Origin of the sequence: Serinicoccus chungangensis, assembly GCF_006337125.1 — a bacterium.
Lineage (GTDB): Bacteria > Actinomycetota > Actinomycetes > Actinomycetales > Dermatophilaceae > Ornithinicoccus > Ornithinicoccus chungangensis.
Genome location: NZ_CP040887.1, coordinates 2,638,891 through 2,655,868, shown reverse-complemented (window position 1 = coordinate 2,655,868; position 16,978 = coordinate 2,638,891). Strand labels below are relative to the sequence as shown.

At 73.0% G+C, this 16,978-nt stretch carries 18 protein-coding genes and 1 pseudogene; 7 read left to right on the top strand and 12 right to left on the bottom strand.

Annotated elements, in window-relative coordinates; translation table 11 throughout:
- The first annotated feature begins 25 nt into the window (after positions 1 to 25).
- Genes FHD63_RS16925 through FHD63_RS12165 form a run of 4 tightly spaced genes read left to right on the top strand, consistent with a single transcriptional unit; the run spans position 26 to position 4,186 of the window.
- Positions 26 to 1,114 carry an ABC transporter ATP-binding protein gene (locus FHD63_RS16925; RefSeq protein ID WP_139722271.1) on the top strand — a complete coding sequence of 363 codons (1,089 nt, stop codon included), beginning with the start codon at positions 26 to 28 and terminating at the stop codon, positions 1,112 to 1,114.
- A 20-nt stretch (positions 1,115 to 1,134) separates the two neighbouring features.
- Entirely contained in the window at positions 1,135 to 2,430 is a 1,296-nt protein-coding gene (locus FHD63_RS12175; RefSeq protein ID WP_139722270.1) for an ABC transporter substrate-binding protein, read from the top strand.
- Positions 2,430 to 3,344 carry a carbohydrate ABC transporter permease gene (locus FHD63_RS12170; RefSeq protein ID WP_139722269.1) on the top strand — a complete coding sequence of 305 codons (915 nt, stop codon included), beginning with the start codon at positions 2,430 to 2,432 and terminating at the stop codon, positions 3,342 to 3,344. The genes FHD63_RS12175 and FHD63_RS12170 overlap by 1 nt, the downstream gene beginning before the upstream one ends.
- Positions 3,341 to 4,186, top strand: coding sequence for a carbohydrate ABC transporter permease (locus FHD63_RS12165; RefSeq protein ID WP_139722268.1), 846 nt, complete (start codon positions 3,341 to 3,343; stop codon positions 4,184 to 4,186). The genes FHD63_RS12170 and FHD63_RS12165 overlap by 4 nt, the downstream gene beginning before the upstream one ends.
- A 3-nt stretch (positions 4,187 to 4,189) precedes the next feature.
- On the opposite strand, the gene FHD63_RS12160 is transcribed toward FHD63_RS12165, so the two are convergent.
- Entirely contained in the window at positions 4,190 to 4,600 is a 411-nt protein-coding gene (locus FHD63_RS12160; protein WP_139722267.1) for a DUF421 domain-containing protein, read from the bottom strand.
- Positions 4,601 to 4,732: 132 nt separating this feature from the next.
- Between FHD63_RS12160 and FHD63_RS12155 the strand changes: the two genes are divergently transcribed.
- From FHD63_RS12155 to FHD63_RS12145, 3 genes and pseudogenes are all read left to right on the top strand, one after another.
- A complete protein-coding gene (locus tag FHD63_RS12155; RefSeq protein ID WP_139722266.1) occupies positions 4,733 to 6,082 on the top strand; it encodes an amidohydrolase in 1,350 nt (449 codons plus the stop codon).
- Between the two features lie 43 nt (positions 6,083 to 6,125).
- Positions 6,126 to 7,815, top strand: a pseudogene (locus FHD63_RS12150) (AbgT family transporter).
- Between the two features lie 87 nt (positions 7,816 to 7,902).
- On the top strand, positions 7,903 to 8,361 hold the full coding sequence (locus tag FHD63_RS12145; protein WP_139722265.1) for a DoxX family protein: 459 nt from the start codon (positions 7,903 to 7,905) through the stop codon (positions 8,359 to 8,361).
- On the opposite strand, the gene FHD63_RS12140 is transcribed toward FHD63_RS12145, so the two are convergent.
- The 11 genes from FHD63_RS12140 to FHD63_RS12090 all read right to left on the bottom strand — a co-directional run bounded on the left by FHD63_RS12140 (position 8,327) and on the right by FHD63_RS12090 (position 16,724).
- Positions 8,327 to 8,674: a hypothetical protein gene (locus FHD63_RS12140; protein ID WP_139722264.1), complete on the bottom strand. Its 348-nt coding sequence runs from the start codon at positions 8,672 to 8,674 to the stop codon at positions 8,327 to 8,329. The genes FHD63_RS12145 and FHD63_RS12140 overlap by 35 nt on opposite strands.
- A gap of 55 nt (positions 8,675 to 8,729) precedes the next feature.
- The gene (locus tag FHD63_RS12135; RefSeq protein WP_139722263.1) at positions 8,730 to 9,518 is read right to left on the bottom strand and encodes an SDR family NAD(P)-dependent oxidoreductase; all 789 of its coding nucleotides are present in this window, start codon (positions 9,516 to 9,518) and stop codon (positions 8,730 to 8,732) included.
- A 17-nt stretch (positions 9,519 to 9,535) separates the two neighbouring features.
- Positions 9,536 to 10,690: an acyl-CoA dehydrogenase family protein gene (locus FHD63_RS12130; protein ID WP_420853102.1), complete on the bottom strand. Its 1,155-nt coding sequence runs from the start codon at positions 10,688 to 10,690 to the stop codon at positions 9,536 to 9,538.
- Positions 10,691 to 10,969: 279 nt separating this feature from the next.
- Complete coding sequence (locus FHD63_RS12125) at positions 10,970 to 12,064, bottom strand: ABC transporter ATP-binding protein (protein WP_238705649.1); 1,095 nt, start codon at positions 12,062 to 12,064, stop codon at positions 10,970 to 10,972.
- A complete protein-coding gene (locus FHD63_RS12120) occupies positions 12,052 to 12,849 on the bottom strand; it encodes an ABC transporter permease (protein WP_139722262.1) in 798 nt (265 codons plus the stop codon). Before FHD63_RS12120 ends, FHD63_RS12125 begins: the two co-directional genes overlap by 13 nt.
- Positions 12,846 to 13,640, bottom strand: coding sequence for a molybdate ABC transporter substrate-binding protein (gene modA, locus FHD63_RS12115; protein ID WP_202978373.1), 795 nt, complete (start codon positions 13,638 to 13,640; stop codon positions 12,846 to 12,848). Before modA ends, FHD63_RS12120 begins: the two co-directional genes overlap by 4 nt.
- On the bottom strand, positions 13,637 to 14,032 hold the full coding sequence (locus tag FHD63_RS12110; RefSeq protein ID WP_139722261.1) for a TOBE domain-containing protein: 396 nt from the start codon (positions 14,030 to 14,032) through the stop codon (positions 13,637 to 13,639). The genes modA and FHD63_RS12110 overlap by 4 nt, the downstream gene beginning before the upstream one ends.
- Positions 14,033 to 14,077: 45 nt before the next feature.
- Positions 14,078 to 14,755, bottom strand: coding sequence for an HpcH/HpaI aldolase family protein (locus tag FHD63_RS12105; protein ID WP_158296772.1), 678 nt, complete (start codon positions 14,753 to 14,755; stop codon positions 14,078 to 14,080).
- A 10-nt stretch (positions 14,756 to 14,765) separates the two neighbouring features.
- Positions 14,766 to 15,647, bottom strand: a complete 882-nt coding sequence (locus tag FHD63_RS12100; RefSeq protein WP_275100582.1) for an SGNH/GDSL hydrolase family protein — start codon at positions 15,645 to 15,647, stop codon at positions 14,766 to 14,768.
- Positions 15,648 to 15,733: 86 nt separating this feature from the next.
- On the bottom strand, positions 15,734 to 16,411 hold the full coding sequence (locus tag FHD63_RS12095) for a uracil-DNA glycosylase (protein ID WP_139722258.1): 678 nt from the start codon (positions 16,409 to 16,411) through the stop codon (positions 15,734 to 15,736).
- 22 nt (positions 16,412 to 16,433) lie between these two features.
- The gene (locus FHD63_RS12090) at positions 16,434 to 16,724 is read right to left on the bottom strand and encodes a DUF3263 domain-containing protein (RefSeq protein ID WP_139722257.1); all 291 of its coding nucleotides are present in this window, start codon (positions 16,722 to 16,724) and stop codon (positions 16,434 to 16,436) included.
- Positions 16,725 to 16,978: the final 254 nt, after the last annotated feature.

The following is a 16,978-nucleotide window of genomic DNA, read 5'->3' as shown; positions in this document are numbered from 1 at the left end:
ACACCGACGAAGCTGTGGAGGCCAGATGTCCGACGTCGAGCTGCGTGGCGTGACCAAGTCCTTCCCGGACGGGCACGGCGGTGAGACCGCGGTGCTCAAGGGCGTCGACATCGTCGCTCCCTCCGGCAAGTTCGTGGTTCTGCTGGGACCGTCGGGCTGCGGCAAGTCCACCTCGTTGCGGATCATCGCCGGCCTGGAGAGCGCGACGGGGGGTGACGTCCTCATCGGTGGCGAGCGCGTCAACGACGTCCCGGCCGCCCGGCGGCGGATCGCCATGGTCTTCCAGAACTACGCGCTCTACCCCCACCTGACGGTGCTGGAGAACATCGTGTTCGGCCTCCGCGTCCGCAAGGTCTCCAAGAGCGAGCGCACCCGGCGGGCCCGTGAGGCGGCGGCCACGGTGGGACTGGAGCAGTACCTCCAGCGCAAGCCGAGCCAGCTCTCGGGTGGTCAGCGTCAGCGGGCGGCCCTGGCGCGCGCGCTGGTCTCCGACGCCGAGGTCGTCCTGATGGACGAGCCCCTGTCCAACCTCGACGCCAAGCTCCGGCACCAGATGCGCATCGAGCTGCGCGCGCTGCAGCAGAAGCTCGGGCTCACCGTCATCTACGTCACGCACGACCAGGTCGAGGCGATGACGATGGCCGACCACGTGGTGGTGATGCGCGACGGCGAGGTGGCTCAGGCCGCGACGCCGGTGGACCTGTACACCGACCCCGCCGACACCGAGGTGGCCTCCTTCATCGGGTCGCCCCCGATGAACCTCCTGCCGGTGCGTCCCGCCGGCGAGGGTCTGGACGTCCCAGGGGGTCGGTCCCCCTGGCCCGTCCGGAGCGGTCACGACGGTCCGCTCACCCTGGGTGTGCGGCCGGAGTCCCTCGCCGTCGGCGACGCAGGTCCTCTCGTCCTGGCGGGCACGGTGGCGAGCAGCGAGATCCTGGGCGCCGAGACCCTGGTGACGTTGCGGCCCTCCGCCGGTGGCGACGTCGTGGCCCGACTTCCCGGGATCGTCCGGGTAGGCACCGGAGACCAGATCACCCTGTCCACGCAACCCTCCGACCTGCGCTTCTTCGACGCCGAGACCGGCCACGCCCTCACCAACCCCGCCCGGCCCTGACCCACCAGAGAGGTACCTCCATGTCCTTCCGCTCCCGTCTGCTGTCCTGCGGTGCCGTCAGCGGCACCCTGCTGCTCGCCGCGTGCTCCGGGGGAGGTGGCAACGGCGGCGAGGGTGGCTCGGCCTCGCTGACGATGTACTACCCCGTCGCCGTCGGCGGACCCCTCACCGAGGTCGTCGACGACCTCATCGCCGAGTGCACGGACGCCAACGAGGGCATCGAGGTGGAGGCCGTCTACAGCGGCAGCTACGCCGACACGATGACCAAGGCCCAGACGGCCGCGCGCTCGGGTCAGGGACCCGACCTGGCCGTGCTGCTCACCACGGACCTCTACACGCTCATCGACAACGAGCTCATCGTGCCGCTGGGGTCGATCGAGGAGGACCTCTCCTGGACCGAGGAGCAGTTCTACCCCGCCTTCCTCAGCTCGGGGCAGGCGCAGGACCAGCTCTGGAGCCTGCCCTTCCAGCGTTCGACGATCGTCCAGTACTACAACAAGGACGCCTACCGTGAGGCCGGTCTCGACCCCGAGGCTCCCCCCACGACCTGGGAGGAGCTCGAGGAGCACGCGACGACCCTCCAGGAGGAGGGCGCCACCGAGTTCGGTCTCGAGATCCCCTCGACGCAGTTCGGCAACTGGATGTTCCAGGCCATGGCCATCCAGAACGGGGTGGAGGACACCCCGGGCACGGACGGCATGGTGGACTACCTCGACGACCCCGGATCGGTCGAGGCGCTGACGTGGTGGCGCTCGCTCAGCGAGTCCGGCGTCATGCCCAGCGGCACGACCGAGTGGGCCTCCACGCCCGAGGACTTCCTCCAGGGTCGGACCGGGATCATGTGGCACACCACCGGCAACCTCACCAACGTCCGCACCAATGCCGACTTCGACTTCGGGGTGAGCATGCTGCCGGCCAGCGAGCAGCCGGGGTCTCCGACCGGTGGCGGCAACCTCTACGTCTTCGACCGCGGCGACGACGCCAGCAAGCAGGCGGCCTACACCATCGCGAAGTGCCTGACCGAGCCCGAGCGGGCGGCGCAGTGGTCCATCGCGTCGGGGTACGTCGCGACCGGCCAGCCCGCGTGGGACACCGACGCGATGACCGAGTACGCCGAGGAGGTGCCGCAGTCCACGGTGGCCCGGGACCAGCTGGAGTTCGCCCAGGGGGAGACCACGTCGCACGAGAACGGTCGGGTCTCGCAGCTCATCAACGACGCCATCGCCTCGGTCCTGGCCGGAGGCGCCGAGCCCGAGGCCGCCCTCACCGAGCTGCAGACCGGCATCGACGCGATCCTCGAGCCCTACGCCGGCTGATGTCCGACGTCCTCACCGCGACCGCGGACACCCAGGAGGCCGAGGCGCCGACGCGTCGTCGGGCCCTGGGTGACCAGGCCTTCGCCTGGGCGCTGCTGGCGCCGGCCTTCGTGGTGCTCATCGCGTTCACGCACTACCCGATCATCCGCTCGGCGATCTCCTCGACGCAGGAGCGCGGAGGTGGCGTCGGAGCCGCGCAGTACGAGCGGCTGCTGTCCGACCCGGTGTTCTGGCAGGTCCTGAAGAACAACCTGCTCTTCGCTCTGGGCACCGTCCCGACCTCGATGGCCCTGGCGATCCTCATGGCCTGCTGGGTCAACACCAAGCTGCGCGGCACGTCCTTCCTGCGGCTGGCGTACTTCACCCCGACGATCCTGCCGATGGTGGCGGTGGCCAGCATCTGGCTGTTCTTCTACTCCCCGGGGATCGGGCCGGTCGACCAGGCGCTGGGCGCGCTGGGGCTGCCGACGAGGAACTGGCTGGGCAACCCGGACACGGTGCTGCCCGCACTCATGGTGATGATGATCTGGAAGCAGGCCGGGTTCTTCATGATCTTCTACCTCGCCGGGCTCCAGAACCTCTCACCCGAGCTCGAGGAGGCATCCAAGCTCGAGGGCGCCTCGCGGTGGTACCACTTCCGTCGGGTGACGCTCCCCCTGCTCATGCCCACCACGCTCTTCGTCTTCGTCGTCGCGGTGACCGATGCCTTCAAGATCATCGACCACCTGTTCATCATGACCGGAGGGGGACCCAACAACGCCTCCAACCTGTTGCTCTACTACATCTACGACACCGCGTTCTCCTTCTTCGACCCCTCCTACGCCGGGGCGTTGACCATGGCGCTGGTGCTCATCCTGGGCATCGCGGCGATCGTGCAGTTCGCCGTCTTCGAGAGGCGGGTGCACTACCGATGACGACCACGACGACCTCCCTGCCGGGCGAGTCCGGCTTCCGGCCGTGGCGGATCCTGGAGAACGTCGGGGCGTGGCTGCTCGGGGTGCTGTGGCTCCTCCCCCTGCTCTACGCCCTGTGGGCCTCGGTCCACGACCGCGAGGCAGCCACCAGCTTCGACCTCACGGCGCCGCTGACCCTGGACAACTTCGTCGCGGTGTGGAACGGCGCGCCCTTCGACCGGTACTACGTCAACACCGTGCTGCTCGTCACCGGGATCCTGGCCGGGCAGCTGGTCCTCGGGGTGCTGGCGGCGTACGCCTTCGCGCGCTTCCGGTTCGTGGGCAGCAACATCGCCTTCGCGCTGGTGCTCGTCCAGCTCATGATCGCCCCGGACATCCTCATCTCCGAGAACTACACGACGATGGCGAGGCTGCAGCTCGTCGACACCATCCCGGCCATCGGGCTGCCCTACATCGCCAGCGCCTTCGGCATCTTCCTGCTCCGGCAGACGTTCAAGTCGCTGCCCATCGAGCTCGACGAGGCGGCGGAGATCGAGGGCTGCGGGCGGCTGGGACGGCTGTGGCGGGTGTACGTGCCGCTGGCCAAGCCGACGATCGTCGCCTACGGGTTGGTGTCGGTGAGCACCCACTGGAACAACTTCCTGTGGCCGCTGGTCATCACGAACAGCGTCAACGCCCGGCCGCTGACCGTCGGACTGGCCGTCTACAACGGCACCGAGTCCGGGATCGACTGGACGTTGCTGTCGGCAGCGACGGTGCTGGTGGTGGCGCCGCTGCTCATCGCCTTCCTCATCTTCCAGCGCCAGTTCGTGCAGAGCTTCATGCGCGCCGGGATCCGCTAGGTCTCAGGTCAGCGGGGTCCACCGGGGCACGGTCGCCAGGGCCTGACCGTCGCCGAGCGAGGAGCGCGCGACGACGCTGAGGGTGCCGTCCGGCTCCAGCACCACGGCACCGACCGCGTCGAGGCCATCGTGGCCGGAGGACCGGATCGCCTGCATCACCTCGTCGCGGGTGACGACGAGCTGCGCCAGGACGAGCAGCGCCATGCCGGTGAGCACGTCGACGAAGCGCACGTCCTTGCTCAGCACCGCGCTGGCCAGCATGGACCCGAGCGCGACCGTGACCACGAGGTCGAAGGCGCTGAGCTTGGCCAGGATGCGCTTCCCGCCGAGGCGCAGCAGCACCACCAGCGTGACGTAGGAGGCGGCTCCCACGAGCACGATCCTCAGGACGGTGGACCACGAGTCGAACCACATGGCGGGGACCTCTCATCGGCGACGGGACGGCCCTCAGTCTGTGCCCCGACGCCCTCGCGGTCCGCGTGATCCGACAGCGGAGTCCGGAGATCTCGCCTCGACAGCGCTTACAACCTGAGTAGTCTGCTGCAGATGCAGCCTGACGCACCCCGCATCTCGACCGCCTTCCTGGACGAGCTCGAGCGGCAGACCCGCGCGACGGTCGCCGCGGCCGACCCTCCCGACAGCCCCTACACCGGCGCGCCGCGGGAGGACCTCGAACGCCTGAGCGCCCTCGTCGAGGACAGCACCGACGACCTGAAGGCGGTCGTGCGCCAGCTGCACGCCGACCCCGAGCTGGCCTACGAGGAGCACCGCTCGGCCGCCCTGCTCGCCGACCTCGTCACCCGGCGTACCGGCATACCCGTGGAGGTCGGGGCCCACGGCGTCGAGACCGCGCTGCGGGCCGAGGTCGCCACGCCCGGCTTCGACCCCGACCGGCACCGGACGGTGGCGGTGCTGAGCGAGTACGACGCGCTGCCCGGCATCGGCCACGCCTGCGGCCACAACGTCATCGCCGCCACCGGCGTCGGGGCGTTCATCGCCCTCGCCCGTCTCGTCGCCGAGGCCGGCAGCGAGGTGCAGGGCAGGGTCGTCTTCCTGGGCACCCCGGCCGAGGAGGGCCACACCGGCAAGGAGGTCATGGCCCGCGGCGGCGCGTGGGAGGGTCTGGACGCCGCCTGTATGACGCACCCGTTCGGCTACGACGTCGTCGACACCCTCTTCCTGGGCCGCCGGCTGCTGCGGGCCACCTTCACCGGCCACCCGGCGCACGCCTCCGCCCAGCCGTTCCAGGGCCGCAACGCGCTCGACGCGGCAGCGCTGGCCTACCAGGGGATCGGGCTGCTCCGGCAGCAGATGCCGCCCTCGGACCGGGTGCACGCCGTCATCACCGAGGGCGGCACCCGCCCGTCGATCATCACCGGCTCCGCCACCCTGCAGCTCTACGTGCGCTCCGCCTACCCGCAGACCCTCGTCGACCTGTCCGGCCGCGTCGAGCGGGTCATGCAGGGCGCGGCGACGATGACCGACACCACCGTGGAGCTGGAGTGGGACCACTACCCGCCCTCGCTGCCCATCCGCGGCAACGCCGCCCTGGGCGGGCGCTGGGTGCGCAGCCTGGGGGAGCGGGGCCGGCAGGTGCTGCCGGCCGGGACCGTCCCCGACGTGCTCGCCGGGTCCACCGACTTCGGCAACGTCAGCGTCCGGGTGCCCGGCATCCACCCGATGATCGCCATCGCCGGCCCGGACGCGGCGCTGCACACCGAGGAGTTCGCCGCGGCCGCGGCCACCGAGGCGGCCGAGCGGGCCGCGGTGGACGGCGCCGTCGGGCTGGCCCACACGGCCTGGGACTTCCTCGCCGACGACGAGCTGGCCCGCGCGGCCCGCGAGGAGTTCGAGGCCGCCGGCGGCGCCCTCGACCCCGCCACCTACTTCGACTGACCGGCGTCCGCAGCCCCGTCCCACGTCATACCGGAGGGTCCCCATGACGACAGCCACCACCGAGCGCGAGCGCCGAGGCATCGGCGACCGGCTCCTCACCACCATCGAGCGGTGGGGCAACAAGCTCCCCGAGCCGTTCACGCTGTTCCTCGTCCTGCTGCTCATCACCGGGGTCGTCTCGACCGCGATGGCGCTCGCCGACGTCGCGGTGACCGTGCCCGGCACCCAGGACGGCCCGATCGAGATCCGCGGCCTGTTCACCGGCGAGGGACTGGCGTGGTTCACCAGCAACCTGGGGCCGAACTTCATCGGCTTCCCGCCGCTGCAGACGGTGCTCACCATCCTGCTGGCCGTCGGCGTCGCCGAGAAGACCGGGATGCTCGCGGCGGTGGTGCGCAAGTCCTTCGGGTCGGCGCCGCGGTGGATGCTGCCGTACGTCGTCGGCATCGTCGGCGTGACCGGGTCGGTCATGGCGGACTCGGCGTTCATCATCATCCCGCCGCTGGCCGCGCTCGTCTTCAAGGCGGCCGGGCGGCACCCGGTGGCCGGGCTGCTGGGCGGCTTCGCCGCGGTGGGCGCCGGCTACTCGACCGCGCTCGTGCCGACGTCGCTGGACGCGCTCTTCGCCGGCATCACGACCGGGGTGATGGAGTCGCTCCCGGGGATCGAGACCACGCCGGTCAACCCCATCTCCAACTACTACTTCAACGTCGTCGCCGCCCTGCTGCTGGGCGTGGTGTGCGGCGTCATCATCGACCGGATCCTCGAGCCGCGGATGGTGCGCCAGGACGTGCCCACCGCCCAGGTCGACGCCGGTGACGAGGCAGGGTCCTCGGCCGGGGCCGGCTCCGCGGAGGTGCCCGAGGACGAGGTCGGGCGGGGTCGCGCCGCCCGTGGTGACCAGGCGGTCGACGTCGAGGCACCGAACGACGCCGACACGGCCGACGACACCGTCGACCCCGAGCTGTCGGCGGTCGAGACGCGAGGGCTGTGGTGGTCCCTGGCGGCGGCCGGGCTGCTGACCGTGGTCGTGCTGGGGGCGCTCCTGGTGCCGGCCTCGCCGTGGCGCAACGAGGAGGGCGGCTTCCTGCCGAGCTCCCCGCTGCTGGACTCGATCGTCTTCCTGGTCTTCGCCTACTTCATGACCATGGGCGTGGTCTACGGCCGGGTCGTGGGGACGGTGTCGGGCATGGGCGACATCGTGCGGATGATGAGCTCGGCGGTGAAGGACATGATGAGCTTCCTCATCCTGGCCTTCGTGCTGGGCCAGTTCATCGCGCTGTTCAACTGGACCGGCATCGGGGCGTGGATCGCGGTCAACGGGGGCGGCCGGGCTGGAGGCCAGCGGGCTCACCGGCTTCCCGGCGGTGCTGGGCTTCATCCTGCTCGCCTCGTGCCTCAACCTGTTCATCGTGTCCGGGTCCTCGATGTGGACGATCATGGCGGCGGTCTTCGTGCCGATGTTCGCGCTCATCGGGCTGGAGCCGGCCTTTACCCAGGCCGCGTTCCGGGTCGGCGACTCGGCCACCCAGATCGTCACCCCGCTCAACCCCTACATGATCGTCATCCTCGGGCTGCTGCGGCGCTACGAGCCGGACGCCGGGCTGGGCACCGTCATCGCCCGGCTCGTCGTCTTCGTCGTGCCGTTCTGGGTGTCCTGGGCCGCGCTCGTCGGCATCTGGTACTTCTTCGACCTGCCGCTCGGGCCGGGCAACGGGATCTTCCTGCCGTGAGGCCAGGTGCGGCGTGACGGTCCCGGCCGCCCGGGCCACGGTCCGTGGTCGAGGCCCGTCTGCCGGTGGGCGGCCTAGGCTGGCCGCATGAGCCCCCACCACCTCGCCCGCGTCGTCGGCAGGGTGCTGCTCGGCGCCTTCCTCACCTTCTCGGGCACCGGCCACCTGACCTTCGCCCGCGCCGACTTCCAGGCTCAGGTGCCGGGCTGGGTGCCGCTCGACGCCGACCTGGTCGTCGTCCTGTCCGGGGTGGTCGAGGTGCTGCTCGGCCTGGCCCTGGTGCTCCTGCCGCGGTGGCGGGTGCCGCTCGGGTGGCTGACCGCCGCGTTCTTCGTCGCGGTCTTCCCCGGCAACGTCGCGCAGTACCTCGAGGGCCGGGACGGCTTCGGCCTGGACACCGACCAGGCCCGGCTGACGAGGCTGTTCTTCCAGCCCGTCCTGGTGGCCTGGGCGCTGTGGTCGACCGCCGCGTGGCGGGACCGCCACCAGCTGCTGCGGCGGGAGGGGACCGTCAGCGCCGGTCGAGGAGCAGCGCCGCCGCGTTGAGGGCGGCCCAGGTCAGCGGGACGCCGGCCAGCTTGGCCCGCTCGGACTCCGGCCCGGTGGTGCCGAGGATGGCGGCGTCCCCCAGGTCGCCGGTGATCCGCAGCAGACCCGCCACCGGCGCCAGCCCGGGCACGAAGGCGAGCGCGCTGGTGCTGAGGTCGCGCACGGCGTAGGTCCACGCGAGCCGGTCGGTGGCCCGGGCGGCCGCGCCCGTCTCGTCGAGCGCCGAGGACAGGTGACGGGGGCGGGCGGCGGCGAAGACGGCATACCCGGCGGTCAGCGCGGCCATCGTCTTGGTCAGGGGGTAGCTCATCCCTCGACGATAGGTGCCCGCCCGGCGGGTCGCGCGGCAGGCGGGCAGGTGGGGCTCAGCGCGGGGGCATCCGCAGCGCGCCGTCGAGGCGGATGACCTCGCCGTTGAGCATGGGGTTCTCGACGATGTGGGCGACGAGCGAGGCGTACTCCTCCGGCCGGCCGAGCCGGGAGGGGTGGGGCACCAGCGCCTCGAGCGAGTCCTTCACGTCGTCGCCCAGACCCGCCATCATGGGGGTCTCGAAGACCCCGGGGGCGATCGTCATGACGCGGATCCCCTTGTCGGCGAGGTCGCGGGCGGCGGTGAGGGTCAGGCCGACGACCCCGGCCTTGGAGCTGGCGTAGGCCGCCTGCCCGATCTGGCCGTCGAAGGCCGCGACGCTCGCGGTCATGACGACCACGCCGCGGTCCCCGTGCTCGGCGAGGTCGGGCTCGTTGCCCGCCATGGCCTCGGCCGCGAGGCGGAGCACGTTGAAGGTGCCGATGAGGTTGATCTCGACGACGGTGCGGTATGCCTCGAGGTCGAGCACCCCGCGCCGCGACAGGATCCGGCCGGGCGTGGCGACGCCGGCGCAGTTGACGACGACCCGCAGTTCCCCGAGCTCGACCGCGGCCTGCACGGCGGCGGCGACCTGCTCGGCGTCCCGCACGTCGGCGGCGGCGAAGGCCACCCGGCCCTCGCCGTGCTCGGTGGAGAGCTCGCCGGCCAGCTCCTCGCCGCGGCCCCCGGGCAGGTCGACGAGCAGGACCCGCCCGCCGGCCTCGAGGAGGCGTCGGGCGCTCTGCTCGCCCAGCCCGCTGGCGGCGCCGGTGACGAGGGCGACGGTGCGCTCGGTGATCTGCATGGTGGGTCCTCTCGGGGTCAGGAGTGCGCGGCCAACAGGTGACGGGAGATCACCAGGCGCTGGATCTGGTTGGTGCCCTCGAAGATCTGGGTCACCTTGGCCTCACGCATGAGGCGCTCGGCCGGGAAGTCGGTGGTGTAGCCGTAGCCGCCGAGCACCTGGACCGCGTCGGTGGTCACCCTCATGGCGGCGTCGGTGGCGACCAGCTTGGCGGTCGAGGCCTCCTGGCCGTGCGGCAGCCCGGCGTCCTTGAGGCGTGCCGCGTGCAGGTAGGTCGCCCGCGCCGACCCGACCGCCGCCGCCATGTCGGCCAGCAGGAACGCGAGTCCCTGGTTGCTCGCGACGGGCCGGCCGAACTGCTCCCGCTCGGCGGCGTAGGAGGTCGCCACCTCGAGCGCCCGCTGCGCCAGGCCCACGGCGCAGGCGGCGATCCCCAGGCGGCCGGCGTCGAGCGCGGCGAGCGCGATCGGCATACCCTCGCCCTCCGCGCCGATGCGGTGGCGGGCCGGCAGCCGCACCCCGTCGAAGACGACCTCGCGGACCGTGTCGCAGTGCAGCCCCATCTTGCGCTCCGGCTCGCCCAGGACGAGTCCGGCGCTGTCGGCGGGCACGTGGAAGCAGGACAGCCCGCGGCCGCCGTCGTCGGAGGTGCGGGCGAAGACCGTGTAGTAGTCGGCGTGCCCGGCGTGGCTGATCCAGGCCTTCGTGCCGGAGATGACGTAGTCGTCGCCGTCGCGCACCGCCCGGGTGCGGATTGAGGCGACGTCGGAGCCGGCCTGGGGCTCGGACAGGCAGTAGGCGCCGAGCTGGTCGCCGGAGAGCATGGCGTGCAGCCACTCCTCCTGCTGCTCCGGGGCGCCGAAGGCCGTCATCGGGGAGGCGGTGAGCGCGTGGACGGACACGCCGACCGCGATCGACATCCACCCGCGCGCGATCTCCTCGACCGCCTGGAGGTAGACCTCGTAGGGCTGCGCGCCGCCGCCGAAGGCCTCCGGGAACGGCAGCGAGAGCAGCCCCGTCCGGCCTAGCATGGTGAAGACCTCGCGCGGGAAGCGGGCGGCCGCCTCGGCCTCGTCGACCTGGGGGAGCAGCTGCTCGTCCGCGATCTCGCGGACCAGCGCCAGGAGGTCGCGGGCCTCCTCGGTGGGGAGCACGCGCGTCACTGGCACCATGCCTGCGCACGATAGTTCCGGACGTCGCGTCACCTGCTAACCGGACGGACCGGGTTGGGAGTTCGCGGCCACGGTTGCCGTGCCCGCCGGGTGTCCGGTGGGTGCTGATCACGCGTCCGGTGTCCTCTGACAGCGCGTCCGGTGGGTGCTGATCACGCGTCCGGTGTCCTCTGACAGCGCGTCCGGTGGGTGCTGATCACGCGTCCGGTGTCCTCTGACGGCGCGTCCGGTGGGTGCTGACCACGCGTCCTGTGCATCCCGAGCACGCGTCCGGTGCGGTCAGGCGGGGTAGGCGTGGATCTCGGTGGCCTTGACGGCGGCCCACAGCCGGTGCCCGCGCTGGACGTCGAGCGCCGCCACCGCCGCCAGGGTGATCTCGGCGACGAGGTCGACGTCGCCGGTGAGGTGGACGCGGGCGCGCTGGCCGGTGACGGTCACCGACTCGACCTGCAGCAGCCAGAGGTTGCGGGCGGAGGTCTGCGGCCGCTGCGAGAAGAGGGCGACGGCCGCAGGGTTGACGCTCGCCCAGACCTGCTCGCCGGACGCCGCGCCCTCCGGTGCCTCGGCGAGCACGAGGCGACCCGGTGAACGCGCGCCGCCGTCATCCAGCGCCACCGCCCACCCCTCCCCGTGCACCAGCGTGCCGGTGAGCAGGTTGAGGCCCACCAGCGAGGCGACGTAGGCCGTGCGCGGGCGGGCGACCACCTCGCCCGGTGTCCCGGTCTGGGTGACCCGCCCGTCCTCGAGGAAGAGCAGGCGGTCGGCCAGCGTCAGCGCGTCCAGCGGGTCGTGGGTGGTGAGGAGGGTGACACCGGGGTAGGCGCGCAGCCGGGTCGCGAGGTCGGCGCGGGTGCGGGACCGGGTCTGCGGGTCCAGCGCCGACAGGGGCTCGTCGAGGAGCAGCACGTCGGGGTCCGTGGCCAGGGCCCGGGCGAGCGCCACCCGCTGCGCCTGGCCGCTGGACACCTGCGCGGGCCGGCGACGCAGGAGATCACCCAGCCCCACCCGCTCCAGCTCCTCCTGGGCCCGGGCGCGGGCGGCGCGTCGCGGCATACCCCGGGAGCGGGGGCCGAAGGCGACGTTGTCGAGCAGGCTGAGGTGGCCGAAGAGCACCGGGTCGGCCAGCACCAGGCCGACGCTGCGCCGCTCGGGCGTCAGGTCGACCCCGTCACCGGCCCAGGTGCGCCCCGCCACCTCGACCCGGGCCCGCTCGGCGGGGAGCAGGCCCGCGAGCGCGAGCAGCAGGGTGGTCTTGCCCGAGCCGTTGGGCCCCAGCAGCGCGCTCACCCCGGCGGGGGCGTCGAGCTGTGCCTCGACGAGGTGCCCGCCCCGGCGGACCCTCAGGTCGGCCCGCAGCCCGCTCACCGCAGCCACCGGCTGCGCAGGGCACCGAGCACGAGCACGCTGACCGCGAGCATGACCACGGAGAGCGCGAGGGCGGCGTCCGGGTCCTGCTCGAGCGCGGCGTACACCCCCAGAGGGGCGGTCTGGGTGCGCCCCGGGAAGCTGCCGGCGAAGGTGATCGTCGCCCCGAACTCCCCGAGCGCCCGCGCCCAGGCCAGCGCCGACCCGGCGGCGATGCCCGGCAGCACCAGCGGCACGACGACGTGCACGAAGGTGCGGAGCGGGCCCGCCCCGAGGGTCGCCGCCACCTGGTCGACGCGACGGTCCAGCCCGCGCATCGCCCCCTCGACGGAGACGACGTAGAACGGCAGCGCCACGAAGAGCTCGGCCATGACGACGGCGACCGTCGTGAACGGCACCGTGACCCCGAACCACGCCTCCAGCGGGCCGCCGACCACGCCGCGCCGTCCCCAGGCCATGAGCAGCGCGACGCCCCCCACCACCGGGGGCAGCACCAGCGGCACCGTGATGACCGCGCGCGCCCAGGCGGTGAGCGGGTGGTCCGAACGGGCCAGCAGCCACGCGAGCGGCGTGCCCAGCAGCCACACGAGCACCATCGTGGCGCTGGTCGTCAGCGCGGAGAGCCGCAGCGACTGCCCGACGACCGGGGAGGACAGGTGGGTGCCCAGCTGCGGCCAGTCGGTGCGGGCGAGCAGGGCGAGCAGCGGCACGACGATGAAGGCGACCCCGACGAGCGCCGGGACCCGCAGCGACCACGAGCCCGAGGGGCCTCGCTCGCGCGTCGCCGCGCTCACCGCTCGGGGGCCGGGCCGAAGCCGGCGTCGACGAGGCGTGCCTGGACGCGGTCGGACAGCAGGTGGTCGACGAAGGCCTGCGCCAGCTCGCGGTCGGAGACCGCCACCGCCGGGTAGCGGTTGACGACGTTGCGGTCCTCGGGGATCTCGACACCGGCCACCCGGTCCCCGGCCGCCGTGACGTCCGTGCGGTAGACCAGGCCGGCGTCGGCCTCGCCCAGCTCCACCTTGGTGAGCGTCGCGCGGACGTCGCTCTCGTAGGAGGCGACCTGCGGCTGCAGCCCCTCCTGCGCCAGCAGGCGGGCCGTCGCCTGGCCGCACGGCACCTGCTCGGCGCACACGACGAGGGTCAGGCCGTCGGTGGCGAGGTCGTCGAGGTCCTCGACCCCGCCGGGGTTGTCGGGCGGCACCGCGATCTCGAGCTGGTTGGTGGCGAAGAGGCTGACCGGGCCCGCGCGACGCTCCTCCTCCAGCGGCTCCAGCGAGGCCTCCCCGGCGAGGGCGACGACGTCGGCCGGCGCGCCCTCGTTGACCTGCTGCACGACGGTCGAGCTGGCCGAGAAGCTGGTGCGCACGGTCAGCCCGGGGTGGTCGACCTCGAAGCTGTCCACGACCGGCTCGAGCACGTCGGTGAGCGAGCTCGCGGCCAGCACGGTCAGGGTGAGCCCGTCCTGCGGCTCGTCGGCGTTGTCCGGCTGCGCGGCGTCGCCGGCGCAGGCGGTGAGAGCCAGCGAGAGCGCCGCCAGCAGGCCGAGCCGCCGGGCCGCCGCGGTATGCCGCAGCGGCCTCACGCGGGCACCCCGACCCCGACGTTGGTCGCCTTGACCGTGGCGATGGCCACCGAGCCGACCTCGAGCCCCATCTCCTCGACCGCCTCGGTCGACAGGAGGGAGACGAGCCGGAAGGGCCCGGCCTGGATGTCGACCTGGGACATCACGGGGTCGCTGACGATGCGGGTGACGATCCCGCGCAGCTGGTTGCGGGCCGAGGAGGCGCCGACGGCGCCGATGTCGGCCGGGTGCGCCTGCTGCTGCGCCAGGGCGGCGAGGTCCGCGCCCTCGACGACCGTGCGACCGGCCTCGTCGCGGGTGCTGGTCAGGCGGCCGGCGTCGATGGCCCGTCGGACGGTGTCGGGGGACACCCCGAGGAGCGACGCGGCCTCAGAAACTCGCATCTGCGTCATGGGGGCGAGGATAGTCACGCATCTGCGTCATCGCCAGGCCACGGCTCAGCCGTCGTGCAGGAGCGCCTCCAGGCCCGTGCGCAGCACGGTCACGTCGGTGTCGAGGGCCAGGAGGTCCAGGCCCGGGGGCAGGAGGAGGTCGAGCTCACGGTCGCCCGAGAAGGCGCCGGCGAGCAGCCCGGCAGCCGTGCACGCCTCGCGCACCCGCCGGATCGCCGCGACGACCTGCCCGTCGGTCACGCCGGGGCGGGCGAGCGAGAGCGACAGGTCGTAGGGCCCGACGAAGAGGCCGTCCACGCCCGGCAGCGCGGCGATCCGCTCCACGTCGGCCAGGGCGCCGGCCGTCTCGACCATCGGCAGCAGCAGCGGCCGTTCCGGCGCGCCGGTGAGGACCGCCCGGGTCAGCCCCGTGCTGCGCACCCCCTCGGGCGGGAAGCGCACGGCCTGGACCAGCGCGGCCGCCCCCTCCACGGACGTGACCCCGGGCACGATGACCCCGGCCACGCCGGCGTCCAGCACCTGGGCCAGGTGCGCGGCGTCCGCGGAGGCGGCGCGCGCGAGCACCGGCACCGGGGCGGCGCGCAGGAGTCCGGGGAGGTCGGCGACGGCATACCGGCCGTGCTGGAGGTCGATGCCGAGCCAGCCGAGACCCCGGGCCGGCAGCACCTCCAGCTCGTCGGGGCCCAGCACGGTGAGCCACAGCCCGGAGGCGTTCTCGACCATCATGCGTTCCTCAGTGCTCGGGGGTGTCCGGGGTCGCCGGCCGGTCGGCGTCGGACGGGGCGGGCCGCGCCAGCGGGCCGAGCTCCGGGCGCTTGGCGACCACCCGGTCCCCCGAGGAGCGACCGGTGAGACGTCGCTGGACCCAGGGCGCGGCATACTCGCGGGCCCACCGGGCGTGCCCACGGAGGGTGTCCACGGTGGCCGCCGGTGCCTGCGGGGGCAGCGGGGCCCGCCAGTCGGCGTCCTCGGTGGTGTGCCCGAGCGCGACGTAGGCGGTGAGCGCGACGCGGCGGTGCCCCTCGGGCGTCATGTGGATGCGGTCCTGCGACCACATGCGCCAGTCCTTGAGGAAGTCGCACGCCCACTGGTTGAGCACGTAGCAGCCGTGTCGCTGGGCGATGGACCAGATGTGGGCGATGTAGGCCGCGGCCCGGCCCCGCGTGCGCCCGATGATCGGGGCTCCGGCGGGGTCGGTGGGCGTCGCCATGAGCACGTCGGCGCCGGTGGCCCGGATCCGCGCCACCGCGGTGTCGAGCCGGGCCGCGAGGTCGTCGATGTCGGCGCGCGGGCGCAGGATGTCGTTGCCACCCCCGACGATGCTCACCAGGTCGGGCCGCAGCGCGAGGGCGGCGTCCAGCTGGGGGCCGACGACGTCGGTGAGCGTGCGGCCGCGGACGGCCAGGTTGGCGTAGGCGAAGTCCTCGACGTGCCCGGACAGCAGCCCGGCGAGCCGGTCGGCCCACCCGAGGTAGGCGTCCGGGGTGGCCGGGTCGGGGTCGCTCATGCCCTCGGTGAAGGAGTCCCCGATCGCGACGTAGCGGGCCCAGGCGCGGGGGACCGGGCGGATGCTGCCGGCCTCGCCGTGCACGGTGGGCCCGGCCTCGCCGTGCACCAGCCGCAGCGGGTGGGCGTGCTCGTCGCGACCCTCCGCGAGGCGGTGCTGCGGCGGGGTCGCGGTGGCGGTGCGGTCGTGCGTGCTCAGGGCAGCCTCCAGTCGATCGGTCCGCCGCCCTGCTGGCGCAGCAGCTCGTCGGCCCGGCTGAAGGGCCGGCTGCCGAAGAAGCCGTTGCGGGCGGACAGCGGTGAGGGGTGGGCGCTCTCGACGCGTGGCACGTCGCCGAGGCGAGGGGCGAGGTTGCGGGCGTCGCGGCCCCAGAGGATCGCGACGAGAGGGCCGCCGCGCCGGACGAGGGCGTCGATGGCCAGGTCGGTGACCTCTTCCCAGCCCTGGCCGCGGTGGCTGGCCGGGGCGCCCGGTCGGACGGTGAGGACGCGGTTGAGGAGCATGACACCGGCGTCGGCCCAGGGGGAGAGGTCGCCGGTGCTGGGGCGCGGCACGCCCAGGTCGTCGACCAGCTCGGTGTAGATGTTGTGCAGGCTGCGGGGCACCGGGCGCACGTCAGGGGCCACGGAGAAGCTGAGGCCGACGGCGTGCCCGGGGGTCGGGTAGGGGTCCTGCCCGACGATGAGGACGCGCACGTCCGCGAGGGGGCGGGTGAAGACGCGCAGGACGTGCGGGCCGCCGGGCAGGTAGCCCCGCCCCGCCTCGACCTCGGCGCGGAGGAACTCCCCGATCCTCGCGACGGTCTCCTCGGCCGGTGCCAGCGCCTCGGCCCAGCTCGGGTGCACGAGGTCGCGCAGGGGTGTCGGGCTCACGCCGCCCAGGGTATGCCGTCGCTCAGCTCTGCATGCCGAGTCGTCGCATCGAGCGCGCCCGCTGGCGGCGGGAACGGTCGCGACGCAGTCGCTTGATCAGCAGCGGCTTGTAGGCGAGGGCGGCCTCGTTGTCGATGAGCTGGTTGAGCAGCTGGTAGTAGCGCGTCGAGCTCAGGTCGAAGAGGTCCTTGATGCCCTGCTCCTTGGAGCCGGCATAGGTCCAGTGGCGGTTCTCGAAGTCGAGGATCTCCTGGTCGCGCGCCGAGAGCCCGACGGGAGGCTCGACCTGCTGCACGTGGCTGGCAGCACCCATGGATGCGTCCTCTCCTCATGGTGGTCCGACACGATCTGCGGGCAGTCTACGGCACCCGACTTACACCCGTGTGATTTGCGTCAGCGTGCCCTCCCGCGCGTCCTGTGCGGGCCGGACACGCGTCCGGTGACGTCCTGACGCACGTCCTGTGCGGGCCGGACGCGCGTCCTGTGCGGGAGTGTGACCCACGCCACTCCAGCGGCATCTTGCCGGGCGGGCGGCAGCGCCTTGTAGTTTGTGCTGACGATCACCGT